Source organism: Nonomuraea polychroma, from assembly GCF_004011505.1.
Taxonomy (GTDB): domain Bacteria; phylum Actinomycetota; class Actinomycetes; order Streptosporangiales; family Streptosporangiaceae; genus Nonomuraea; species Nonomuraea polychroma.
Window position 1 is genome coordinate 10,041,594 of sequence record NZ_SAUN01000001.1, and the last position, 23,096, is coordinate 10,064,689.

General features: G+C 69.2%; 28 protein-coding genes. 21 read left to right on the forward strand and 7 right to left on the reverse strand.

The annotated features are described in order from the left end of the window. The gene (locus EDD27_RS46555) at window positions 1–660 is read left to right on the forward strand and encodes a response regulator transcription factor (RefSeq protein ID WP_127938946.1); all 660 of its coding nucleotides are present in this window, start codon (window positions 1–3) and stop codon (window positions 658–660) included. A 24-nt stretch (window positions 661–684) separates the two neighbouring features. Here the strand turns inward: EDD27_RS46555 and EDD27_RS46560 are convergent, their stop codons facing one another. Next, window positions 685–1,581 carry a LysR family transcriptional regulator gene (locus tag EDD27_RS46560; RefSeq protein ID WP_127938948.1) on the reverse strand — a complete coding sequence of 299 codons (897 nt, stop codon included), beginning with the start codon at window positions 1,579–1,581 and terminating at the stop codon, window positions 685–687. Window positions 1,582–1,652: 71 nt separating this feature from the next. Between EDD27_RS46560 and EDD27_RS46565 the strand changes: the two genes are divergently transcribed. From EDD27_RS46565 to EDD27_RS58160, 4 genes are all read left to right on the forward strand, one after another. Next, window positions 1,653–2,543, forward strand: a complete 891-nt coding sequence (locus EDD27_RS46565; protein WP_127938949.1) for an NAD-dependent epimerase/dehydratase family protein — start codon at window positions 1,653–1,655, stop codon at window positions 2,541–2,543. Continuing rightward, window positions 2,534–3,436, forward strand: coding sequence for an aldo/keto reductase (locus tag EDD27_RS46570; RefSeq protein WP_127938951.1), 903 nt, complete (start codon window positions 2,534–2,536; stop codon window positions 3,434–3,436). Before EDD27_RS46565 ends, EDD27_RS46570 begins: the two co-directional genes overlap by 10 nt. 15 nt (window positions 3,437–3,451) lie before the next feature. Next, the gene (locus EDD27_RS46575) at window positions 3,452–4,357 is read left to right on the forward strand and encodes a hypothetical protein (protein WP_127938953.1); all 906 of its coding nucleotides are present in this window, start codon (window positions 3,452–3,454) and stop codon (window positions 4,355–4,357) included. A 90-nt stretch (window positions 4,358–4,447) separates the two neighbouring features. Next, window positions 4,448–4,582, forward strand: coding sequence for a hypothetical protein (locus tag EDD27_RS58160; protein ID WP_277750809.1), 135 nt, complete (start codon window positions 4,448–4,450; stop codon window positions 4,580–4,582). 6 nt (window positions 4,583–4,588) lie between these two features. Here EDD27_RS58160 and EDD27_RS46580 read toward each other — a convergent pair whose 3' ends face one another. Both EDD27_RS46580 and EDD27_RS55065 read right to left on the reverse strand, forming a co-directional pair. Further along, window positions 4,589–5,140 carry an AAA family ATPase gene (locus EDD27_RS46580; protein WP_127938955.1) on the reverse strand — a complete coding sequence of 184 codons (552 nt, stop codon included), beginning with the start codon at window positions 5,138–5,140 and terminating at the stop codon, window positions 4,589–4,591. Beyond that, window positions 5,137–5,298: a hypothetical protein gene (locus EDD27_RS55065; protein WP_164904099.1), complete on the reverse strand. Its 162-nt coding sequence runs from the start codon at window positions 5,296–5,298 to the stop codon at window positions 5,137–5,139. The genes EDD27_RS46580 and EDD27_RS55065 overlap by 4 nt, the downstream gene beginning before the upstream one ends. A gap of 248 nt (window positions 5,299–5,546) precedes the next feature. On the opposite strand from EDD27_RS55065, the gene EDD27_RS56100 reads away from it, so the two are divergent. After that, on the forward strand, window positions 5,547–8,201 hold the full coding sequence (locus EDD27_RS56100; protein ID WP_206641961.1) for a hypothetical protein: 2,655 nt from the start codon (window positions 5,547–5,549) through the stop codon (window positions 8,199–8,201). Window positions 8,202–8,567: 366 nt separating this feature from the next. After that, window positions 8,568–8,987 carry a VOC family protein gene (locus EDD27_RS46590; RefSeq protein ID WP_127938957.1) on the forward strand — a complete coding sequence of 140 codons (420 nt, stop codon included), beginning with the start codon at window positions 8,568–8,570 and terminating at the stop codon, window positions 8,985–8,987. Here the strand turns inward: EDD27_RS46590 and EDD27_RS46595 are convergent. The 3 genes from EDD27_RS46595 to EDD27_RS46605 are packed head-to-tail and all read right to left on the reverse strand — an operon-like array spanning window position 8,978 to window position 10,894. Continuing rightward, window positions 8,978–9,604: a TetR/AcrR family transcriptional regulator gene (locus tag EDD27_RS46595; RefSeq protein ID WP_241564623.1), complete on the reverse strand. Its 627-nt coding sequence runs from the start codon at window positions 9,602–9,604 to the stop codon at window positions 8,978–8,980. The genes EDD27_RS46590 and EDD27_RS46595 overlap by 10 nt on opposite strands. A gap of 16 nt (window positions 9,605–9,620) precedes the next feature. Further along, window positions 9,621–10,292 (reverse strand): DUF4166 domain-containing protein, encoded by a 672-nt coding sequence (locus tag EDD27_RS46600; protein WP_127938962.1) that lies wholly within the window; start codon window positions 10,290–10,292, stop codon window positions 9,621–9,623. Continuing rightward, on the reverse strand, window positions 10,184–10,894 hold the full coding sequence (locus EDD27_RS46605; protein WP_206641962.1) for a hypothetical protein: 711 nt from the start codon (window positions 10,892–10,894) through the stop codon (window positions 10,184–10,186). The genes EDD27_RS46600 and EDD27_RS46605 overlap by 109 nt, the downstream gene beginning before the upstream one ends. Before the next feature lie 102 nt (window positions 10,895–10,996). Here EDD27_RS46605 and EDD27_RS46610 point away from each other — a divergent pair, with 102 nt between their 5' ends. The 10 genes from EDD27_RS46610 (at window position 10,997) to rfbD (ending at window position 18,802) form a co-directional block, all read left to right on the forward strand. Further along, window positions 10,997–11,377, forward strand: coding sequence for an MmcQ/YjbR family DNA-binding protein (locus EDD27_RS46610; RefSeq protein ID WP_127938964.1), 381 nt, complete (start codon window positions 10,997–10,999; stop codon window positions 11,375–11,377). A 20-nt stretch (window positions 11,378–11,397) separates the two neighbouring features. Further along, window positions 11,398–11,919 (forward strand): GNAT family N-acetyltransferase, encoded by a 522-nt coding sequence (locus EDD27_RS46615; protein WP_127938966.1) that lies wholly within the window; start codon window positions 11,398–11,400, stop codon window positions 11,917–11,919. A gap of 15 nt (window positions 11,920–11,934) precedes the next feature. After that, complete coding sequence (locus tag EDD27_RS46620; protein WP_127938968.1) at window positions 11,935–12,312, forward strand: hypothetical protein; 378 nt, start codon at window positions 11,935–11,937, stop codon at window positions 12,310–12,312. A gap of 18 nt (window positions 12,313–12,330) precedes the next feature. Then, window positions 12,331–13,197 carry a DMT family transporter gene (locus EDD27_RS46625; protein ID WP_127938969.1) on the forward strand — a complete coding sequence of 289 codons (867 nt, stop codon included), beginning with the start codon at window positions 12,331–12,333 and terminating at the stop codon, window positions 13,195–13,197. Beyond that, window positions 13,194–13,838, forward strand: a complete 645-nt coding sequence (locus tag EDD27_RS46630; RefSeq protein ID WP_127938970.1) for a GntR family transcriptional regulator — start codon at window positions 13,194–13,196, stop codon at window positions 13,836–13,838. The genes EDD27_RS46625 and EDD27_RS46630 overlap by 4 nt, the downstream gene beginning before the upstream one ends. Window positions 13,839–13,885: 47 nt before the next feature. Beyond that, window positions 13,886–14,236 (forward strand): hypothetical protein, encoded by a 351-nt coding sequence (locus tag EDD27_RS46635; RefSeq protein ID WP_127938972.1) that lies wholly within the window; start codon window positions 13,886–13,888, stop codon window positions 14,234–14,236. Between the two features lie 270 nt (window positions 14,237–14,506). Beyond that, a complete protein-coding gene (locus EDD27_RS46640; RefSeq protein ID WP_127938973.1) occupies window positions 14,507–15,961 on the forward strand; it encodes a sugar transferase in 1,455 nt (484 codons plus the stop codon). A 2-nt stretch (window positions 15,962–15,963) separates the two neighbouring features. Then, window positions 15,964–17,031: a glucose-1-phosphate thymidylyltransferase gene (locus EDD27_RS46645; protein ID WP_127938975.1), complete on the forward strand. Its 1,068-nt coding sequence runs from the start codon at window positions 15,964–15,966 to the stop codon at window positions 17,029–17,031. Then, a complete protein-coding gene (gene rfbB / locus EDD27_RS46650; protein ID WP_127938977.1) occupies window positions 17,028–17,954 on the forward strand; it encodes a dTDP-glucose 4,6-dehydratase in 927 nt (308 codons plus the stop codon). Before EDD27_RS46645 ends, rfbB begins: the two co-directional genes overlap by 4 nt. Further along, on the forward strand, window positions 17,951–18,802 hold the full coding sequence (gene rfbD / locus EDD27_RS46655) for a dTDP-4-dehydrorhamnose reductase (RefSeq protein ID WP_127938979.1): 852 nt from the start codon (window positions 17,951–17,953) through the stop codon (window positions 18,800–18,802). Before rfbB ends, rfbD begins: the two co-directional genes overlap by 4 nt. Here the strand turns inward: rfbD and EDD27_RS46660 are convergent. Next, entirely contained in the window at window positions 18,784–19,362 is a 579-nt protein-coding gene (locus tag EDD27_RS46660) for a dTDP-4-dehydrorhamnose 3,5-epimerase family protein (protein ID WP_127938981.1), read from the reverse strand. The two genes, rfbD and EDD27_RS46660, sit on opposite strands and share 19 nt — an antisense overlap. A 65-nt stretch (window positions 19,363–19,427) precedes the next feature. On the opposite strand from EDD27_RS46660, the gene EDD27_RS46665 reads away from it, so the two are divergent. From EDD27_RS46665 to EDD27_RS46680, 4 genes are read left to right on the forward strand one after another with little or no spacing between them, the layout of a single operon-like run. Beyond that, entirely contained in the window at window positions 19,428–20,642 is a 1,215-nt protein-coding gene (locus EDD27_RS46665; RefSeq protein ID WP_127938983.1) for a class I SAM-dependent methyltransferase, read from the forward strand. Next, window positions 20,639–21,415, forward strand: coding sequence for a glycosyltransferase family protein (locus EDD27_RS46670; RefSeq protein WP_127938989.1), 777 nt, complete (start codon window positions 20,639–20,641; stop codon window positions 21,413–21,415). The genes EDD27_RS46665 and EDD27_RS46670 overlap by 4 nt, the downstream gene beginning before the upstream one ends. Next, entirely contained in the window at window positions 21,394–22,065 is a 672-nt protein-coding gene (locus tag EDD27_RS46675; protein WP_241564624.1) for a PIG-L deacetylase family protein, read from the forward strand. Before EDD27_RS46670 ends, EDD27_RS46675 begins: the two co-directional genes overlap by 22 nt. A gap of 2 nt (window positions 22,066–22,067) precedes the next feature. After that, window positions 22,068–23,087: an NAD-dependent epimerase/dehydratase family protein gene (locus EDD27_RS46680; RefSeq protein ID WP_127938991.1), complete on the forward strand. Its 1,020-nt coding sequence runs from the start codon at window positions 22,068–22,070 to the stop codon at window positions 23,085–23,087. Window positions 23,088–23,096: the final 9 nt, after the last annotated feature.

Below are 23,096 nucleotides of genomic sequence, written 5' to 3' on the forward strand. Positions count from 1 at the left end.
ATGCGTGTGCTGATCGTGGACGACCATCCCATGTACCGGGAGGGGCTGGTCGCGACGCTCTCTCGCCAGCCCGGCGTCACGGTCGTGGGCGAGGCGGGTGACGGGGCGGAAGCCGTCGAGCTGGCCGTCCGGCTCGCTCCCGACATCGTCCTGATGGATCTGCACATGCCGGTCATGAACGGCGTCGAGGCCACCGGGCGCTTGATGGCCGAGCTGCCGGGCGTCGCCATCGTGGTCCTGACGATGCTGGAGTCCGACGACTCGCTGGCCGCGGCCGTACGGGCGGGCGCCCGCGGCTACCTCCTCAAGGGGGCAGGCCGGGCCGAGATCGTGCGGGCGCTGGAGGTCTGCCGCGACGGCGGCGCGTACTTCGGCCCGAACGCCGCCCGGGCACTCGCCGGGCTCGTCGGGGCGGAGTCCCGGCGTACCGTCGCGAACCCGGTGCTGCCCGAGCTGACCGAGCGAGAGGTGGAGATCCTCGACCTGATGGCGCGCGGGCTGTCCAACGCCGCCATCGCCTCCCGGCTCTACGTCTCCGACAAGACGGTCCGCAATTACGTCAGCACCGTGTACGGCAAGCTCGGCGTCACCGACCGCGCCGCGGCGGTGGCCCGAGCCCGCGACGCCGGCCTGGGTTCAGGACCGCCCGGCGCACGTTGAGCGTGGCCCTGCGGCGGGCGTGGGTCATGGGCCGGCGGACAGGAGCTCCAGCAGGGATTCCACGTACGGCTGTGCGGGGCCGCGGTGGCGGCGCGTGGTGGCGACGCCGATGTGGCGGGACGGGCTGGGCGGCTGGAGGGAGACGGTGACCAGGTCGGGGGCTTCCATGAGGGCGATCTCCGGGATCAGGGCGACGCCTATCCCCGCCGAGACGAGGGACTGGGCGAACATGTAGTCGGTCGCGCTGCAGGAGATGTGCAGCTCGAATCCAGCCAGAGCGGCGTAGCGCCGCAGCAGGTCGACGGTCTTCAGGCACCCGAGCACCCACCGCTCTCCGGCCAGCTCGGCGAGATGAACGCTTTCCCGGCCGGCGTAAGGATGAGTGCGGGGCAGGACGACCCGGAGCGGGTCGGGTCTGAGCGGGGTCCAGACGAGACCGGACCGGTCACCGGGACTGGCCGGCGGGGGTCCGTCGAAGTGGTAGGCCAGGGCGAGGTCCGCCCGTCCTTCCTTGAGGAGCGGGATGCTGTCCTCCGGCTCCCGCTCCAGGATGGTCAGCTCCACCTCGGGGTGGGCGGCGGCGAACCGCGCGAGCGCGGACGGCAGCAGCTTCCGGCCTCCGCTGGCGAACGTCGCCACCGTGCATCGGGTGCGCTCGCAGGCGAGCCGGTCGATGCGTTCCTGGGCGTCGGTCAGCTCCGCGGCGATGGCCTCCGCCGTCTCCACCAGCAGGAGGCCTGCTTCGGTGAGCGTCACGCCTCGGGTGCTGCGCTCGACGACGGCCAGGCCGAGACCGCGTTCCAGCGCGGCGATCTGCTGCGAGACGGCCGAAGGGGTGAAGCGCAGCTCGGCGGCGGCCCGGTTGAAGCTGCCGTGCCTGGCCACCTCGCGGAGCACGCGGAGGCGCTGGACGTCGATCATTAGTTTTCCTGTCGACTGGATAAGCAGATCGCCACTACCGCTTAGGACTATAGAGCGGCCAGGCTGTGGCCATGAACAGCGTGTGTGTGATCGGCGGCAATCGGTACTTCGGAAGACGGGTGATCGAGCGACTGCGCGACGCGGGAACGGACGTCACCGTGATCAATCGTGGCTCCTCACCGGCGCCGGAAGGGGTGAGGCACCTCATCGCCGACCGCGACGACGAGGACGGCCTGCGTGAAGCCCTCGCAGATCGCTCCTTCGACGTGGTGATCGACCAGGTCTGTTACACGCCGCCGCAGGCCGCCGCAGCGCGGAGGGTCTTCGCGGGACGCACGCGACGGTACGTGATGACCTCCACGATCGAGGTGTACTCCGCGCTGGACACCAATGCGCCGGTCACCGAGGACGTGATCGATCTCGCCACCCTGCCGGTACGGATGGACCTGCCGTGGCACGAACCGGACTTCGTCGAGGAGCACTATGGCGCGGGCAAGGCTCAGGCGGAGGCGGTCTTCGCTCGTGAGCCGGTGTTCGACTTCGTGAGCGTCCGTACGGGACACGTGATGGGCGGTGCGGACTTCACCGGGCGCCTCGACCATTACACGACGCGGATCCGCGACGGCCTCCCCGTCGTCGTGCACCGGGAGCCGCGCCCGTCGTCGTTCATCAACTCCAGGGAGATCGCCGACTTCCTGGTATGGACTGCGGAATCCAGCTTCACGGGGCCGGTGAACGCCTGTTCACACGGGCCGTTCGACGTCACCTACCTGTGCGACACGCTGTCCGCGGCGGCCGGGGCCGGGCCGGTGACGTACACGACGGGCCGTGACACTTCACCCTTCTCCTTCGACCGTGCGTACGCCATGGACAACGGGCGTGCCGTACGGCTCGGTTTCGTGTTCTCACACACCGCGGACTGGCTGCCGCACGTCATCTCGGAGGCGCTGGCATGCGTGTGATCGGCGACGTCCGGGTCGGCGCGATCGGGCTGGGCGCCATGCCGCTGTCCATCGAGGGCAGGCCGGACGAGGCCAGAGCGATCGCCACGGTCCACGCCGCGCTGGACGCGGGAGTCACCTTGATCGACACAGCGGACGCGTACCACTGGCACGCCGGCGAGGTCGGGCACAACGAACTGCTCATCGCGCGTGCGCTGGCGAGTTACGGCGATGACACAGGCGAAGTCCTCGTGGCGACCAAGGGCGGCCGGGGCCGTCCGGGCGACGGCTCCTGGACGGTGAACGGTGATCCCAGGCACCTCAGGCGTGCGTGCGAGGCTTCGCTCAAGCGGCTGGGTGTCGAGTCCATCGGGCTGTACCAGCTGCACAAGCCCGATCCGGCGGTGCCGTTCGCGGAATCGGTGGGCGCGCTGGGCGAGCTGCACGACCAAGGCAAGGTCCGGATGGTCGGGATCTCCAACGTGGACGTGCCGCAGATCCGCCAGGCGCAGCGGGAACTCGGCGGACGGCTGGTCTCCGTGCAGAACCGGTATTCGCCCGCCGTCCGCGACAGCGACCCCGAGCTGCGGCTCTGCGCCGAACTCGGGATCGCGTTCCTGCCGTGGAGCCCGCTCGGCGGGATCTCGCGGAGCGCGCTCGAAGCGGAGGAGGCACGGCCGGCCGGGCACCCCGCGTTCCACGCGATCGCCGGCGAACGGAACGTCAGCCCGCAGCAGGTGTGCCTCGCCTGGTTGCTCGCGGCCGGCCCGCATGTCATCCCGATCCCCGGCGCGAGCCGCCCGGCCTCCATCCGGGACTCCGCCGCCGCGGCTGGTCTGACGCTCACGGATCAGGAGCTCGCCAGGCTCGGAGAAGAAACCAGCAACATTCCGAGCACTTCAGGCATCCAATGACGCATGGGATTTCGGATGACTCTTGGGGCACTCCTTCTGGCCGGCGTCACACTGATCGCGCAGCCTGCGGCGGCTGCCACGCCGGGCTCGATCGCGTACGCGCAGGCAACGCAGACCTGGCAACTGGTGCTGACCAACGGAGACGTGGTCGAGGTGCCGGAGGCGCTCGTCAAGACGCCCAAGGATTGGGCCAATGGCGGTGAAGAGGCGCCGTTCCTGATCAGCGGGGATGGGCGGCATTTCTTCTATTACCGGAAATCGGATGGGTTGTTCGTCACGCGGACCCTGAACGGCAAGGAAAGGGTGGTGTCACGGAAGATCACGGGGGTCGGGATCGACGAGGAGTGGCCGTTGGTGTCGGACGACGGCAGCTACGTGGTCACGACGACCTCGGGTCCGGGCTTGGGGATCTTCGTGGACCTGAGGAACGGCAAGGTGATCCGGCCTCCGGGAAAGATGGATACGTGGGGCTTCCATGGGTTCACCCCGGACAGCAAGCGGCTGCTGCTGTCAGGGGACCGGCTGACGGTGTTCGACCGGGGCCTGCGCGCACGGATGCGGCTGAAGACGCGGTTGTCGCCGTGGGCGCTGGCGAATGACTACGTCACGGCGGCGGAGCCGGTCGGCACCTCGGACAAGTACCGCAAGCTGCGCCTGCTCAACCTGCGTACCGGCCGGGTGGGCAGCACGGTGACCCTTCAGTTGCCGCGCGGGCAGTACATCGACGACCTGGACTTCGACCAGGCGGGACGCCTGATCGTCCGATCGCGGACCAAGACGGGGGTGGCGACCTACCGAGTCTCGAAGGCGACGGGCAAGGTGACGCTGCTGCGGACGGTTGCCAGGCCTGATGCGGACGCTTGGGTGCTGCCGGGGGACGAGTCATTCGAGTGGTGGACGCTCAGGAAGACGCAGAGATGAGGTGAGCCCACTCGCCCCGAATGCTGGAGGCGGCCGCCCGCCGGGCCGAACGGCCGCCCCGACGCCTGGGTCATGCCCGTGCAGCTACGCATGATCTTCCCTCAGGAGCTGCCCTTGCTGCTCGCGGCCAACGGTTTTCGCCTGCTGGGCCGTGACGGTGATCTGACGGGCGGCGACCTGACGGCCACCAGCGTCCGCCAGGTCTGTGTCTGCGAGCCGGTCTGACCTGTTTCACACGTCCGTGAGCTGGGAGATCAAGGTACGGATCGTGGCTACTCGCTCGGAGACCGGTCCGGCGGGAACCTCGACGAGGTGGTACCCGAATGCGCGGTAGGTCTCCTCGTGGAGGCGTTCGAACGTCAGCGAGTCTTCGAAGCTGATCCGGCGGGCCGCGGTAGGCTCGCAGAAGCCGAGATTGCGGACGAAGAACACGTGCCGGTCGTAGATCTGCTCTCTGGTGATCCTGTCGATCTCGGCGGACAGGGCCGAGGAGATCGGGTGCCCGACATAGGTGCTGAGAGCGTGGGTGCATATGGGGGAGCGATCAAAGAACTGCACGTGCTGCGCGGTCGTGATCGACTGCAGTTGTCGCCGTCGTTGCAGGGCCACGATCTTGTCGATGAAGGACGGCCGGGTCCACGGCTCGACGTCGCCGCGCGCGTGCTGGTCCGCGATGACCGCCGTGGCTGCCTCCTCGACCGTCGCGTATCCGAGAGCCGCCAGGCGGCGCAGGATCGTGGTCTTGCCGGCGCCTGGGGTGCCGGTGAGAATGTAGCGCTTCATCGTCGTCCGGTCGCCTTTCTGATCACGCCGGAATCTGCGCGCAGGCGCGCGCGCCAGGGATGTGGGGTGTGCTGAACCGTCAGCCCGCTCAGTAATGCGACCACCTCGCCGAGCGGCGGCGCCTCCCAGGTTCCCCACGCCGTCTCGATCGCCATCATTCGGACATCATGCATGATCGCGGGCTCCACCGACGCGGTCGCCGCCGCGCATCCACACTCCAGCGGGCCTGCAGTCCTGGCGATCAGCCGGATGACGGCAGGGCAGAAACCCCCGCGCGCCGGGCGCGGCAGCGAAGGGTAAAGGCGCGGCGAAGTCGTCACCAAGGAATGCGTCGGCCCGGTCGGCTCGCATGCCGGACTGGCAGGCTTGATGTGGTCTTTCGGAGACAAAACCAGGCGGAGGGCTCATGCGCCTTGTCGGAGATGACCAGAAATTCGATCGCTTGCTGGACGCGGCGCGCGCCTATTGGGCGGGTAGTCGATCCTTTCGGGCGGGCGGCGATCAATGTGTCGTCACCGAGGCGCTGCATCAGGACATCCGGGTCGTCGTACGCAACCTGCTGATGGCGAATGCGCTGTGCGACCTGCTGTCGGCCCGGCTGGTCGTGCTCACGGGCACGGATCAGGAGTGGAGCAAGGCGCTCTGGGAGCAGTACGACATCGAGCGGGCCCGGCAACTGGCCGAGGCGTTCGGGGCGGCCGAGGTCGTCAACGTGCACGATCTCGTGGACCGTCACCTGGCGGGTGAGGGCGAAAGCGCAGCTCCGGAGGGTCTCGATGCCGTGGAGCGGGCGACGCTCGTCCGGTTGGCCCGCGTGCCGCGCCTGCCGGAGACCGAGGACCAGCGGTATCGAGCGCGCCGCGCCCGCACCAGGGCCTTTTCCGCCGTCTACGAACGATTGTTCGCCGACCTGCCCGCTGCCGCCCTCGTCACCAGCCACGTCGACTACGACCAGTGGGGGTTGGCGGTCGATGCGGCCATGCGCCGGGAGATACCGGTCGTCCATGTTCAGAGCACCGGGTGCATGAAGGCATATGCGCTCTTTCCAGAGCGGCGCAAGGGGTTGCGTACGTTCAGAGAGGAGCTCACCGGTCTCATCGCCGAGCATTTCCACGACCATGTATGGCCGCACAGGAGTGCCATCAAGGCGAACGCCGAATTGGTGGCCTCCCGCGCGAAAGGCAATCTCGGCCGGCCGAGTTGGTGGCGGGCCGGCGGCACCAGCCAGTTCGAGCTGCAGTCAGAAACGGAGCGGCGGCAGCTACGCCGACTGGGGTGTCAACGTTTCGGGCTGGATCCGGACCGCCCGGTGTTCGCGGTCTTCAACCACGCCATTTCCGACGCCCTGGGCACCAACAGAGAGGTGTTCGACGATCTGGCCCAGTGGTTCGAGGAGACCGCGGACTTCGCCGCGCGACAGGACTCGGTCAACTGGCTTTTCCTGGACCATCCCAGCCAGGCGCTCTATGACACGACCGGTCATTTCGACGCGGTGACGGCACGCCATGCCGGGCGCCGGCACATGGCCTTCATGCCCAGCCTCGCGTTGTCGAAGAACATGTTGTGGAGCATGACGGACCTGGGCGTGACCGTGCGCGGGAGCGTCTCCAACGAGCTTCCCGCCTTCGGCATTCCGGTCATCCAGGCCGGCTGGTCGGAATGGAGCGGATGCGGCCTGTCGTACGTCGCCGAGGACCGGGACGACTACTGGCGATTGCTCGGCGAGGCCATCGCCCTGCATGCCAAAGGCGCGTCCATGGTGACGGAGGCACAACGGGAGCGGGCCCGTCTCTGGTTGTGGCTCTACCGCAGCGGCGCCGACGTGCCGTCACCGTTGCTGCCGCACTGGGAAATGGGCGAGGGAGACACGTACGCGCATGCGCTCACCATTGCCATGCGGCACGTGGAACGCGATGGCGATCCCTTCCACTGCGCGGTACGCCGCATGTGGGAAAGGCGTGAGCCGGTCCTCACCCGGCTGGACTTCCGACATACCACCGGAATCGACCGCGCCCTCGGCACTCCCGTACGCGCCGTGACCCACGCTCCACCGGCAATGCGCACCGCTACCGGCTTCGACACGGCCGTCGCGCCCGTCCAGGTGCCCGCGGAGATCTCGAGCGGCCAGGCAGCAGAGCTGCAGGCGGCGGACCATTTCCGGCGTGGAGTGCAGATCGTGGGCCGGTTCGAGCGCTCGGGCCTGGTCGGACTCAAGGTGGCGGAGGCCGGCCACGCCGTGCGCGTCAACGTCACCCTGTCGGTGGACGACCTCTCGGCGCAGGGCTGGCATCTCCAGCAAGAGACGGGCGTGGACGACAAGGCGCTGCCGCGGCTCATCCAGGTCCGTGCCCAGGGGCGGTTGCGCCAGTGCCTGCTTCTCGAGAGCGGTGGCGGAATGAAGAGGGGCACCGTCGTCTTCGACCTGATGCCCGACGAGCTGCCGGCTGATGGCCTGCTCTGCATCGAAGTGCTGGACGTCACGGAAGGCAGCGGCGTCCCGGAGACACTCCGGGGAGCCGTCGCGGGGTCCGTCATGGACGACGGCGTGGCCGGGCTGCGCATCGACCGCGTCAGGCTCCAGGAGATCCCGGACGACGGCGTCTCCGATCCCGCTCCCGCGACCTTGGACGCCTCGCGCTGCGAGCGCGCCTCCCTGATCAGCTCCGGCGGCCTGGTCAACCTCAAGGGACGCGGCAGCCATTCCCTGAGCACCGGCATGTTCGTCGTCAATCCCGTTCCGCAGGGCGTCTTCGGATCCGGCGGCGACCTCACGATCCGGCTCGTCCAGAAAACGGGCACCTCGGCGTGCCGAGAGCCGAGAACGTGGCCGCGTCGGATGGCGTGGCACCGGGGAAGGCGGGAACGCCGCACGGCAGGGGCTCCGAACGTGGGGCAGGTCCTGAGCATCCACAGTGGCGATGAGGTGCCCGTCGCGCACTCGAAGGCGGGCGACAGCACCGAGCTTCGCCTCCGTGCGCCTGCCGAGTCGCCGCTCCTCGTCACCGTCGCGCCGGCACAAGGTGTCCAGCCGACCCTGATCTCCACCGACTGGTATCCCTGATGGGCGCCTAGGGACGTCAACGGTCGAACCGGCGTCCGCTCACGGGCAGGAGCATGGCCGTCCAGACCAGCCGTTTCCGGCGCGTCGGCCGGCGAGCCGGCAGCCAGCCCTACGAGCTGAACGCGACATCGAGCGTCATGATGAATCTGGCCGTTTTCACGACTGCCGGAATGCGGTCCGTCCCATGGATTCCGTCACATCGGTCATGGTGCCGGGCCGTACGCGGAAACGGGCGACGCAGCAGGTCATTGCCGCGAACTCCGCGTTAACCGGCCGTTTCGCGGAGGCGGCGATTGGCAGGCGGATGCAATCACTGGTGGACAGGTGGATTTGTGCGGCAGATATTGGAGAGATAGGAGGTTCTCCATGGACGCACGCCTCGACCATCTCGTCTGCTGGGTCGCCGATCAGCTCGCCTCGCTACGTTTCTACGAGCAGGTGGTAGGGCTCCCCGGGGTACGGGCCGAGGAGTTTCGCGAGGGAAAGGCGGGCTTCCCGAGCGTGCGGGTCTCGCCCGAGACCATTCTCGATCTGATGGCGTACGAAAGCGCCAGGGGGGTCGACGAGGGCACCGGCGTGAAGGGCAGCGGCGGGCACCCGATCAACCATTTCTGCCTGGCCGTGAGCAGGGAGGATTTCGACGCGCTCCAGGTCCGGCTGAAGCAGCACGGAGTGGAGGTCACGGGGTCAGGGACCAACTCCTTCGGTGCCCAGGGCATCGCTCCCGAGGCCATTTATTTCCCGGACCCGGATGGCAACGTGCTGGAAGTCCGCTATTACGAGTGACGCCGGCGCAGCCGGGTCCGCACGGCCCGGCGGACGAGCGGACCCATGTCTTCCATGGCGGTGACGAGCACCGCCAGCTCTTCGAGCGCGTTCAGCGCCTGGGTCGCGCCCTCGGCGTCCACGCCTTCGTACAGCTCCAGGCCGACGAACGCGGCCGCCACGGCCTTGGCCAGGCCGGGCACGTCCACGAACTCGGCCAGCGGGGAGCGGGCCAGCACCCGCCCGAGCGCCTGCTCCACCTCCCCGATCCACAGGTTGAGGCCGGCGGTGGTGGCGGGGGCGAGCTCGGCGTCGGTCTGGCTGCCGGCGAGGAGCTGGGCGAGGGCCGCGACGCTGCCTTCCGCGCGTTCCTCGGCATGCAGCGCGCGACCCAGGTCCAGGAGCTCGCGCAGCGACGTCACGGCGGCGAAGCGGGCGCGATAGAGCGCGATGCGCTGCTGGGAGCCGTGTTCACAGGCGGCGGCGAGGAGTTGGCCGACGCTGCCGAAGTGGTAGAAGACGAGGGCCTGGTTGACGCCGGCCGCCGCCGCGATGGTACGCGCGGAGACGCCGGCGATGCCCTGCTTCTTCAGCGTTTCGAGCGCGGCGTCGAGCAGCTTGGTACGGGTGTCGGGCACCGAAATTCCTCACGGGTCAGCAGCGGGCGTCCTCGCGCCTCGGCTTCACGTTAGCGGGAACGCCATGGTCCGCGACGTCCACGTACTCCACCGTGAAGCTGCCCCAGTAGCCGAAGATCCGGCCCAGCCAGGGGTTGGAGACGGTGACGGCGATGGCGAAGCGCCCTGTCCGGTCGTCGAAGTGCTCGCTGACCGTCGCCGTGCCCGTGGCGGCCGGCGGGATGGGGAAGGCGAGCGGGCCTTCGAGGAAGCGCTGACGGCCCGAACGGATGATCAGGCCGCCCTGGTCGTCCACGGAGAGCGCGAGCGGGGTCGCGATGTGCTGGTGGTCGCCCAAGTAGTCGACCACCAGGGCTCGGGCGTCGTTGTAGATCATGGTCGCGTCGAAGCGGCCGCCGGGGAAGGTGCGGACGAAGGTGACGGTCTCGCGGCCGTAGGAGTCGACGTACGGATAGTTCTCGATCTGGAAGGGGATGTCCCTGCCCGCGTCCTTGACCAGGATGTTCCTGCGGCTGCCGAGGGACAGGAACGGGCGGACCAGCAGGCCGGCGTTCCAGACGCGGCTCATGACGCCCTTGCCTATGCAGGCTTCGCCGCTGTCGAGCCCGACTCCGAAACGGCGCTGGAGCTGGGGATGGAGGCGGGCGAACGCGGCGTCGCCGAGGGCACGCTGGAAGATCGAGGGCATGGCTTCTCCAAGGGTCGAGGGGGACGGCGCAGGCATCGGCGGGCCGCGGGGGTGCCGGGGAGGGGCGGCAGGGCCAGCGCGGCCGCGGACACGGCGACGGCGGCGAGAGGCGGCAGGGTCGAGGCCGCGAGCAGGGTCGCGGCGGCCCTGACGAAGACTTCGGCGAGGGCCTGGCACAGCGACCGCCGGGGTGTCCTGCCGGTCTCCAGCCACAACCGCAACCTGTCGAACGACCACGCGGTGGCCCACCACATCAGCCGGGTGGGAAGCACGTGCGGGCGGTAGCCGTACGAGGTGAGGAAGCGGACACCATCGGCCGTCGGGATGTAGCGCCAATAGCCGGAGCCGGAGCGAATGGGGGAGAGCGGATGGCGCGAGCCGAAGCGGAGCGCCGACGTGCTGCTCCCATCGGCAGCGTGCCGGGTTCCCGTGCTCACGCCGGTGCCGCTGATGCCGAACGTGGCATAGCGGAACAGCCCGCCGTCGAGGTGGTCGATGCGGCCGAACCTGAGGTCCCACCGCTGGTGCTGGGACGTGTCATGGGTGGCCTGCCACAGGTCCTCCAGATCGGCCCTGATCCGGGTCTCCACGTAAACGTGCATGACATCCCGCCTTTTAAGCGACTGCTCAACTACACGATAGAACGATTTGAGCGAGCGCTCAAGCGCTCGGAATCGTCGGTCCGGTCTGGTACACAGGGCTGCATGGGTGTGAGCGTCGATGAGTTCCTGGGGATGCTGGACGAGCTGCCCGAGGTCAAGATGAGCCACGGCGGCGAGTGGATCGGCCTCAAGGTGCGGGACAAGGGGTTCGGCTACCTGTGGGAGGCGACCGAGACCGTCGGGCTCAAGGCCACGATCGAGGAGCAGATCGCGCTCGTGGCCGAGCGGCCCGAGGTGTTCGAGGTGCAGTTCACGGCCGGGCGGTTCGGGTGGGTGGTGGTCCATCTCGACAAGATCGACGCCGACGAGCTGTTCGAGCTCGTGGCGGAGGCCTGGTGCCTGACGGCGCCCAAGCAGATGGTGGCCGACTTCGAGGCCGCGCACGAGATCGGCCAGATCAGGCAGCAGGTGCATCCCGGGTGATCTCGGGCAGCGTGGCGCTTATGGACCTACGACTGCGGGAGTGGCGCCAGAGCGACGCGCCCGCCGTCCTCCAAGCTTTCCAGGCCGTCGATCTGCGCCGGCAGGCAGCCTTTCCGATCGTGACGCTCAAGGACGCCCAGGGGTGGATCGCCTCCTGGGAGGGGGTCGGACACGCCTTCGCCGTCACCGTCGGCGAGCAGGTGGTCGGCAACGTGGCGGTGGCCGGGATCGACACCCACGACAACGGATGGGTGTCCTACTGGGTCGTGCCGGAGGCCAGGGGCCGGGGGATCGCGGCGGCGGCCACGGAAAAGCTGGCCAGGTGGGCGTTCGACGAGCTCGGGCTCTACCGGCTGGAGCTGGGGCACCGGACCGACAATCCGGCCTCGTGCCGGGTCGCCACCAAGGCCGGATTCCGCCCCGAAGGCATCGAACGGGGCAAACTCTCCTACGACGGCGTCCGTTATGACGTGGAACGCCACGCTCGCCTGGCCAGTAGGACGTGGAACGCCACGCTCGCCTGGTCAGCGACTGAGTGCTGATCTACCCTTTCTTGGGTGGACAGCGAGAGTCTGGCCGCGGCCAGGGTGCTGGAGGCCCTGAGCCGGGCGTCGGAGATTCTCGCGGGTTTGCGTCATCCCTTCGTAAGAAGCGAGCTCTTCTCCTATTTCCTGCCGGACGCGGGCGCCCGCGTCGGCACCACGTTCACGCTGCCCGATGGCCGCGAGGTGCGTTTCGAGGTCTCCATCACCGCCTCCGCCGCCGCCTTCCTGGTCGAGGGGGCGATCACCGCGGAGAGCGACGTGCTGCTCGAACTCCCGCGCAAGAGCATGCCGAGCGTCCACGACGGCCTGGCCGTGTTCAACGACTACGTGGCGGAGGTGGCGGCCCCGGCGGTGCGGCTGATCGACCAGCTACTGGACGAAATTGTCTAATTGTCAGACAATGCCTCCATGAGGAATGGACCCTTGGCTGTCGTCGGCGCGTCCGTGCTCTGGGGCACGGCCGGCACGGCGGGACTGCTTGTCTCCGCCGACTCCGTGGCCCTGGCCGCCGCACGGCTGGTCATCGGGGGTGCGGTGCTCGCGCTGCTCGCCGGCGCCGGCATCAGGCAGGCGATCAGGCCCGGGCTGTTGCTCGGCGCCGTGGCGGTGGCCGCCTACCAGCTGTGTTTCTTTGCCGCCGTCGGGCGCACCGGCGTCGCGATCGGCACTGTGGTGGCCATCGGCAGCGGGCCGGTCTTCACGGGCATGTTGTCCTGGATCCTCCACGGGCGGCGGCCGAGCGGCCGGTGGACGGTCGCGACCACAGCGGCCGTCTGCGGGTGCGCGGCGCTGATCGTGGGCGGCGGGGCGCAGGCCGGCGGGCAGGTCGTGTCGGGGGTGCTCTTCGCGCTGCTCGGGGGGTTGCTCTACGCGTTCTACGCCGTCACGGCGGCTCGGGCGATCGAGGACGGCGGAGAGTCCACGGCGGTCATGGGGACGATGTTCGGCGGGGCGGCCCTGATCATGCTACCCGTTCTCCTGCTCGGTGGCGTGGGCTGGCTGGGGGAGCCGCGCGGCCTGATCGCCGTGCTCTACCTCGGACTCGGGACCACAGCCCTGTCCTACTTCCTGTACGGGCGCGGCCTGCGGACCACCCCCGTGGCCACGGCCGCCACGCTGGCGCTGGCCGAGCCGGCCGTCGCCGCGCTGCTCGGCCTGGTGGTGCTCGGTGAGCGGCTGGCCCCGATCTCGGTCGCCGGTCTCGTGATGCTCGCGCTCAGCCTGGTCGCCGTGGCCGTACCGGAGCGGGAAAGAGCGTTAGAGTCGCAGGCGTGACGTTGCCGCTCAGACCTGTTTCCACCGTCGGGGCGCTGGCCGACGCCCTGCGCAGCAGGGTGCTCTCGGGCGAGATCAAGCCCGGCACCCCGCTGCCCGAGCAGGAGATCGCCGCGTCGTACCAGGTGGCAAGGCCGACCGTGCGCGAGGCGCTGGCGATCCTGGTCCACGAAGGACTGCTCAGGCGCGAGCGCAACCGCAGCGCCTATGTCCCCGAGGTGACGATCTCAGACCTCAACGACCTCATGTACGTGCGCCGGCCCCTGGAGGACCTCATGGCGCAGGCCATGGCCGGGCGGCGGGCGCCCCAGGCGGAGGCCGCGCTGCACCGGATGGCCGCGCTGCCCGCCGACGCGCCGTGGTCGGAGACCGTGGCCGAGCACATGGCGCTGCACGAGGCGCTGATCGAGGCCGTCGGCAGCCCGCGGCTCGAACGCCTCTACGGCGTGCTCGCGGCAGAGACCAGGCTGGGCCTGGTGCGGCTGCGGGAGGTCTACCAGGACAGGGACGTGCTGGTGCGTGAGCATCGCGAGCTGCTCGACGCGATCGCGGACGGGCCGGAGGACGCGGCCAGGGCGGCGGTGGCGGCGCATCTGAGCCACTCGTGGGGCCCCGAGGATCCCGCACATACGCACCATTGAGCGCGAACCCTTGCGGGACAGGCCCGGAACTCGCAAGAATCGCGGCCATGCACGGCAATCCGATGCCGGACTCCTACGTATATGTCACGGAAGAGGGCGTCACCCGTCACTACGCGGACGGTAGCGTCGAAGCCCTTGCGTGGGAGGACGTGGTGGAGGTCCGTGTCGTCACCGCATCCGGGGAAGACGTTCTCTTCATCCTGCTCGACCGCGACGGCGAGGGCTGCGTCGTGCCGCGATCGGCCACGGACGCCACGTTCCTCGCCCGCCTGCGTTATTTGCCGGACTTCGACCTCGACCGGCTGGCCCTGGCCGCGGACTCCACGCACGACGGAGTGGTCGTGGTCTGGCGTAGCCCGGATCCGCCTTCCGCGCTGCCCGACCTGGAGTATGACTAAACAGTTCACGGAGCGGCAACCAGCTGAAATATCGCCGTAAACCCCACATTTCCCTCTGCGCGACGCTGCACCGATGGACCGTTCCGTCAAGCCCTGAGCTTACTCATCACACGTCCGATTGTGGACGTTTCACGTTATTCCCCCCGCTGGAATCGATCTTTACTCTTTAGTGGGGGCCGCCGCCCTTTAAGTGCGTGGGACTTGTCAACCCATGTGGTTCAAGGAACGTCAAGTTATCGCGGTGCACGGGAGTGGTCACAGGGTGGTGCTATGAGGGTGGGGACTGGGGAGTCCATTGTTGTGCTCCTCGAGGCCGTGCCGCGCCGTCCGTCCAGCATCTGGACGAGGGCGTACCTACGGCTTCTGTTATACGGGGACACCATGTGCGCGCTGCTCGCATGCGTGTGCGTGCTGGGCATCCGGCTGATCGCCGGCGTGTACATTCCCTGGGTCGAATACCTGCTGGGATTCGGCCTGGTCATCGCCTGGCCCATCGCGCTCATGATGGGTGGCGCGTACCGCCAGCGCGCCAACGGCGAGGGAACGGAAGAGTTCAAGGCGGTGTTCAACGGCGGCGTCGGCCTGATGGCCACCGTCGCCATCCTGGCTTATGCCACGCAAACCGCGGTCGCGCGGAGTTTCGTGATGGCGATGTTGCCGCTGGCATTGCTCGCCACGCTCTACTACCGCTACCGAATGCGTAAACGTCTTCACCGAAAGAGAGCGGTCGGGGACTATCTGCGCCAGGTGATCGCGGTCGGGCACCGGGAGTCGATTCTCGACCTGGTGATGCAGTTCAGGCGCCAGCCCTATCACGGAATGCAGGTGGTGGGAGCCTGCCTTCCCGAGCACGCGATGGACGTGGACCTGGACGGCATTCCCGTGCTGGGCTCCTTCGGGGACGTGGCCGGCGTGGTCGAGCGGGCCCAGGCCGACGCCGTGGCGGTGCTGGCCTGCCCCGAACTGGACGGCGCGGCGCTGCGGCGGCTGGCGTGGAGCCTGGAGCACGCCCGTACCGACCTCTTCGTGGCGCCGGCGCTGCTCGACGTGGCCGGGCCGCGCATCAGCATCCGGCCGGTCGCGGGGATGCCGCTCCTCCACGTGGAGCATCCCGAGTTCGACGGCGCCAAAGGGGCGGTCAAGAACGTTTTCGACCGGCTGGTGGCGGCGTGCGCGCTGCTGCTCCTGGCCCTGCCGCTGCTGGCGATCGCGCTGGTGATCCGCCTCACCAGCCGGGGGCCCGCGCTCTTCTACCAGACGAGAGTCGGCAAAAGCGGCAAAGAGTTCCGTGTCGTGAAATTTCGTACGATGGTGGCTGATGCGGAACAGCTCAAGGGCGCCCTCCTCGAGGAGAACGAGTTCAACGGGGTGCTCTTCAAGATTAGGAACGATCCAAGAATCACCCGGGTAGGCGCTTTCCTGCGCAAATACTCGCTCGACGAGCTGCCCCAGCTGCTGAATGTCCTGCGCGGCGAGATGTCGCTCGTCGGCCCCCGACCGCCGCTGCCGGAGGAGGTCGCCGCCTACGGCACCGACGTCCGCCGCCGCCTGGTGGTCAAGCCGGGGATGACCGGGCTCTGGCAGGTCAGCGGGCGTTCCGACCTGACGTGGGAGGAGTCCGTACGGCTCGACCTGCGTTACGTCGAGAACTGGTCGCTCATCCTGGACCTCCAGATTCTCTGGAAGACCTGGGCCGTCGTCACCCGTGGAGAAGGGGCTTACTAGCGGTGAAAGCACTCGTGCTCGCCGGGGGATCGGGCACACGGCTTCGGCCGATCACCCACACCTCGGCCAAGCAGTTGGTGCCCGTGGCCAACAAACCGGTGTTGTTCTACGGCTTGGAGGCGATCGCGGCGACCGGGATCCAGGAGCTCGGCCTGGTCGTCGGGGACACGCACGCGGAGATCGAGGCAGCCGTGGGCGACGGGTCGGCGTTCGGGCTCCAGGTGACGTACCTGCGGCAGGAGGCGCCGCTCGGGCTGGCGCACGGCGTGTTGATCGCCCGCGACTTCCTGGGCGATGACGACTTCGTCATGTATCTGGGCGACAACTTCATCGTGGGCGGCATAGGCGACCTGGTGGACAGGTTCGCCAAGGAGCAGCCCGCTGCCCAGATCATGCTGACCAAGGTCGGCGACCCCCGCCAGTTCGGCGTGGCCGAGCTGGACACCGCAGGGCGGATCGTCGGGCTGGAGGAGAAGCCCGAGCGGCCCAAGAGCGATCTGGCGCTCGTCGGGGTCTACCTGTTCAGCCCGGCCGTGCATGCGGCGGTGGCGGAGCTGAAACCCTCGTGGCGGGGCGAGCTGGAGATCACCGACGCCATCCAGTGGCTGATCGAGGAAGGCATGCGGGTCGAGTCCTCGGTGATCTCCGGCTACTGGAAGGACACCGGCAACGTCACCGACATGCTGGAGGTCAACCGGCTGGTCCTGGAGTCGGTCGAGCCATGCGTACGAGGTCGCGTCGACGCGGCCAGCGAGCTGGTGGGCCGGGTCGTCGTCGAGCCGGGCGCGGTGGTCGAGCGCTCCCGCATCGTCGGCCCGGCGATCATCGGCGACGGCGCCAGGATCAGCGACAGCTACGTCGGTCCCTACACCTCCATCGGCGCCGGCTGCGCCATCACCGCCAGCGAGATCGAGTACTCGATCGTGCTGCCCAGAGCCTCCATCGCCGGGGTAGGCCGCATCGAGTCGTCGCTGATCGGCCACGACGTCGAGGTCACGCCGGCGCCCAACACGCCCAGAGCCCACCGCCTCGTGCTGGGCGATCACAGCAAGGTACAGATCTCTACATGACAAAAGTCCTGGTGACGGGCGGTGCCGGCTTCATCGGCTCGCACTTCGCCCGAAGCCTTCACGACATGTACGTGACCGTCCTGGACAAGCTCACGTACGCCGGCAACCGGGCCAACCTCGAAGGGGTGCGCCACGAGTTCGTGCACGGAGACATCTGCGACGCCGAGCTGCTCAGGAAGGTCGTCCCCGGGCACGACGTCGTGGTCAACTTCGCCGCCGAGTCGCACGTCGACCGGTCGATCGAGGGCGCGGCCGAGTTCGTGCGCACCAACGTGCTCGGGGTCCAGACGCTGCTGCAGGCGTGCCTGGAGGCCGAGGTCCCCAAAGTGGTCCAGGTGTCCACCGACGAGGTCTACGGCACGATCGACATCGGCTCGTGGGACGAGTCCGCACCCGTGCGGCCACGCTCGCCGTACGCGGCGTCGAAGGCGGGCGGTGACCTGATCGCCCAGGCGTACGCGACGACGTACGGGCTGGACGTCTCCATCACCCGCTGCGGCAACAACTACGGCCCGCGGCAGTACCCGGAGAAGATCATCCCGCTGTTCGTCACGCGCCTGCTACGGGGCGAGAAGGTGCCCCTGTACGGGGACGGCGGCAACGTACGGGACTGGATCCACGTCGAGGACCACTGCGCAGGCATCCGACTGGTGGCGGAGAAGGGCGCGCCGGGCGAGGTCTACCACATCGCGGGGACGGCGGAACTGACCAACAAGGAGCTCACCAGGCACCTGCTGGACGCCTGTGGCCGCGACTGGGACCTCGTCGCGCACGTCCAGGACCGCAAGGGACACGACCGCAGGTATTCGCTGGACGACTCCAAGCTGCGGGCACTCGGCTACCGGGCGGAGATCCCGTTCGACGAGGGGCTCAAGAGCACCGTCCGCTGGTACGCCGAGCACCGGGACTGGTGGAGCCGATGAGGTGGTTGATCACGGGGGCCGGCGGCATGCTGGCCGCCGACGTCCTGGACAGGACGGCGCTGACCGGCGAGCCCGTGCTCGCGCTCGGCCGGTCGGAGCTGGACTTATGCGACAAACGAGCGGTACGCGACTTCGTGTCCGCCTACCGCCCCCGAGTCGTGATCAACTGCGCCGGCTGGACCAGGGTCGACGACGCGGAGACCCATGAGGCGGAGGCGCTGGCGGTCAACGGGCACGCCGTGCACTGGCTGGCCGAGGCCTGCGAACTGGCCGGCGCGCGGCTCGTACACGTGTCCACCGACTACGTCTTCGACGGCGCCGGCGGCGTGGCGTACCCGGAGGACGCCCCGACCGGGCCGGTGAACGCGTACGGCAGGACCAAGCTCGCGGGCGAGCGTGCGGCGCTGGAGCACGGCCACTACGTGGTGCGCACGGCCTGGTTGTACGGCGCGCACGGCGCGAACTTCCTGCGGACCATGATCAGGCTGGCCGGGGAGCGGCCGACGCTGGACGTGGTCGACGACCAGCGCGGGCAGCCGACGTGGACGGCGGATCTGGCCGACTTCCTGGTCAGGCTGGCGCAGTCGGACCTGCGGCCGGGCGTCTACCACGGCACCAGCGCGGGCGAGACGACCTGGTGCGGGTTCGCCAAGGAGATCTTCACGTTGCTGGGCGAGGACCCGGGGCGCGTTCGCCCAGTGCCGACCTCGGCCTTTCCCCGCCCGGCACGGCGGCCGGCCAACAGCGTGCTGGCCCACACCAGGTGGGAGCCCATCCGGCACTGGCGCACGGCCCTGCACGCCGCATGGCCGATCCTGAACAGGAGCCCTCAGTGCAGCGTGGCGTAGAACTCCTGGCAGCGCTGGTAGTCCGGCAGCAACCCGGCCGCGAGCGCCTCCTCCAGCGAGGGGCTCTTGGCGTCCCGCTCCGACAGCAGCGGCTCCACCCCGGCCGGCCACTCGATGCCGAGGGCCGGGTCGAGCGGGTGGATCCCGTGCTCGCGGCCCGGACTGTACGGCTCCGAGCACAGGTACACGACCGTCGCCTGCTCGCTCAGCGCCATGAACGCGTGCCCGAGGCCCTCGGCGACGAACACGCCGCGGCGGGTCTCGTCATCCAGGGTGACCGCCTCCCAGCGGCCGAAGGTGGGCGAGCCCACCCGGATGTCCACGACGACGTCCAGGATGGCGCCGGACACGCACATCACGTATTTGGCCTGGCTGGGCGGCACGTCCGCGAAGTGCACCCCACGCAGCACACCGGCGTGGGAGACGGAGCAGTTGACCTGGGCGAGGCCGAACGGCCGCGGCAGTTCGGCCGCCCGATAGGCCTCCAGGAACGAGCCACGGGGGTCGGCGTGGATACGTGGCGTGTGGCACCAGGCACCGTCGATGCCGAGGGGATCCATGAGCCGCACAGTAACGAGATCACCGGCCCCGGCGAAATACCCATCTTCGCGTTTGGAGCGTGCGAATGACCGTCTGCCGTTTATGCGGCTCCGCCGATCTGACCGGCGTCGTGGACCTGGGAGCGACACCGCCGTGCGAGCGGTTCCTCAGCGCCGAGCAGCTCGACGAGCCCGAGCCCACCTACCCGCTGCACCTGCGGGTCTGCACCTCGTGCTGGCTGGCGCAGATCCCCCCGCTGATCACCCCTGAGGACACCTTCACCGACTACGCCTACTTCTCCTCCTACTCCACCTCGTGGGTGGAGCACGCCCGGTCCTTCGTGGCCGAGCTCGAGCTGGCTCCCGACTCCTTCGTGGTCGAGGTGGCCAGCAACGACGGCTACCTGCTGCGGCACGTGGTGGAGCAGGGCGTGCGCTGCCTGGGCATCGAGCCGTCGGTGAACGTGGGGGCGGCGGCCAGGTTGCACGGGGTGCCGACGGTGACGGCGTTCCTCACCCCGGAGAGCGCGCGGGCCGTGGTGCGCGAGCACGGGCCGGCGGACTACGTCGTGGCCAACAACGTCTACGCGCACATCCCCGACGTCGTGGGCTTCACCCAAGGGCTGCGCACGCTGGTGGCCGCCGACGGGCTGGTCTCCATCGAGGTGCAGCACCTGCTCACGCTGATCGAGGGCAATCAGTACGACACCATCTACCACGAGCACTTCCAGTACTACACCGTCGCCTCGGCGCAGCAGGCGCTGGCCGGCGGCGGACTGAGGCTGGTGGACGTCGAGCAGCTGCCCACACACGGCGGCTCCATCCGGCTGTGGGCCCAGCCGGCGGAGACCGCGGGCAGGCCCTCGCGGCGGGTGTCCGACGTGCTGGCGCTGGAGAAGGCGGCGGGACTGCACGAGCTCTCGGGTTACGCCGGCTTCGCCGCCCGGGTCGCCCAGGTCCGCCGCGACCTGCTGCGGTTCCTGATCGACGCCGCCGAGCAGGGCAAGACCGTGGTCGGGTACGGCGCGCCGGGCAAGGGCAACACGCTGCTCAACCACTGCGGTGTCCGGCCCGACCTGCTCGCGTACACGGTGGACCGCAACCCGTACAAGCACGGCAGGTTCACGCCCGGCGCCCGGATCCCGATCTTCGCGCCGGAACGGATCGCCGCCGACCGGCCCGACTACGTCCTCGTCCTGCCCTGGAACCTGCGTGACGAGCTGGTCAAGCAGCTCTCCTACGTCCGCGAGTGGGGAGGCCGGCTGGTCTTCCCGATCCCGAGCCTGGAGGTCGTGTCATGAAGGTCGTGCTGTTCTGCGGCGGTCGTGGCACCAGGATGCGCAGCGACCTGCCCGGTGGCGACCTGCCCAAGCCGATGCAATTCGTCGGCCCGCGCCCGCTGGTCTGGCATGTGATGCGGTACTACGCGCACTTCGGTCACAACGAGTTCATCCTGTGCCTGGGGTACGGAGCGCAGCACATCAAGGACTTCTTCCTGACGTACCAGGAGGCGGCGTCGAACGACTTCATCCTGCGTAACGGCCAGATCGAACTGTTATCCACAGATATTTCGGATTGGTCGGTGTCGTTGATCGACACCGGGCTCGACTCGTCGATCGGCGAGCGCCTGCGCAGGGTACGCCCGTACCTGGACGGCGAGGCGATGTTCCTGGCCAACTACGCCGACGTGCTCACCGACGCCCCGCTGCCCGACATCATCGAGCGTTTCGCCGCCTCGGACGCCGGCGCTTCGATGATGGTGGTCCCGCCCACCAACACCTTCCACGTCATCGACGTCAGCGAGGGCGGCCTGGTCGGCGGCATCACCCCGGTCAGCGAGATGCCGCTCTGGGTCAACGGCGGCTTCTTCGTGCTGCGCCAGGAGGTCTTCGACCACATACCGGAGAACGGCGACCTGGTCGCGGACGGCTGCGCCGAGCTGGCCAAACGCGGCAGGCTGATGGCCTACCCGCACCGCGGCTACTGGCGGCCCAGCGACACCGTCAACCAGCGCCTGGAGCTGGACCGCTCGTGGGCCCGCGGCGAGCGCCCGTGGGCGTTGTGGGAAACATGATCGGCCTGCGGCCCGCCCGCGCGAACGCCGTCGTGGCGCTGGGCGCGCACTGCGACGACATCGCGATCGGCGCCGGCGCCAGCCTGCTCACGCTCTGCGCGGCCCGCCCCGGGCTGCGCGTGGACGCGCTGGTCCTGTCGGGCGGGGGCACCGGGCGCGAGCAGGAGGAACGCGCCGCGCTCGGCGCGTTCTGCCCGGGCGCCGACCTCCGCGTCACCGTGCTCAAGATCCCCGACGGCCGCCTGCCGGCGCACTGGGACGAGGCCAAGAACGCCCTGGAAGACCTGCGCGCCACCCAGCCCGCACCCGACCTGATCCTCGCCCCGTGGCGCGGCGACGCGCACCAGGACCACCGCGGCCTGGCGAAGCTGGTGCCCACCGTCTACCGCGATCACCTCGCGCTCGGCTACGAGATCGTCAAGTGGGACGGCGACCTCGGCCGCCCCGCGGTCTACCACCCGCTCGCCGAGGAGGTGGCCGAGGCCAAGGTGCGGCTGCTGCAGGAGCACTACCCCTCACAGAGGCATCGCCCCTGGTACGACCGGGAGGCCTTCCTCGGGCTCGCCCGCATTCGCGGCATCGAGTGCGGCGCGTGCTACGCCGAGGCCTTCCACACGACCAAGCTGACCATCGATCTGGCTGGAGAATGACCTTGCGGATCTTACTGACCGGGCACCAGGGCTACCTGGGCAGCGTGATGGCCCCCGTGCTGTCGGCGGCCGGGCACGAGGTGATCGGCCTCGACTCGGGGCTGTTCGCCGACTGCGTGCTCGGCCCCGCGCCCGCCGACCCGCCCGGCCACGCTGTGGACCTGCGGGACGTGACCCCCGACCTGCTGGCGGGCATCGACGCGGTCGCCCACCTGGCGGCGCTGTCGAACGATCCGCTCGGCTCGCTCGCGCCGGAGCTCACCTACGACATCAACCACCACGCCTCGGTGCGGCTGGCCCGGCTGGCCAAGGAGGCGGGGGTGCGCAGGTTCCTGTACGCCTCGACCTGCTCGGTCTACGGCGCCTCCGGCGGTGACGGCCTGGTGAACGAGGACGCGCCGCTCAAGCCCGTCACCCCGTACGCGGAGTCGAAGGTCCGCGTCGAGGACGACCTGGTGAAGCTGGCCGACGACGACTTCACCCCCGTCTTCATGCGCAACGCCACGGCCTTCGGCTTCTCGCCCAGGCTCCGGGCCGACATCGTGCTGAACAACCTGGTCGGGCACGCCGTGCTGACCGGCGAGGTGCGGGTGCTCTCCGACGGCACGCCGTGGCGGCCGCTGGTGCACGCCCGCGACATCGCCGAGGCGTTCCTGCTGGCCCTGGAGGCGCCGCGGGAGGCCGTGCACGCGCAGGCCTTCAACATCGGCACCGAGCGGAACAACGTGACCGTGGCCGAGATCGCCGGCGAGGTGGCCGAGGCCGTGCCGGGCGCGAAGCTGCTGATCACCGGTGAGGCCGGCAACGATCCGCGCTCCTACCGGGTGGACTTCGCCCGCGTACGCCGGGCGCTGCCCGGTTACGAGGCCCGTTGGACGGTCAAGGCGGGCGCGGCCGAGCTGGTCGACGCCTACCGCGCACACGGGCTGACCAAGCACGACTTCGAGCGCCGCTTCACCCGGCTGGCCCGGCTCTCGGACCGCAAGGACCAGGGGACGATCAGCGAAGATCTGCGCCCATGACGAGCCCTA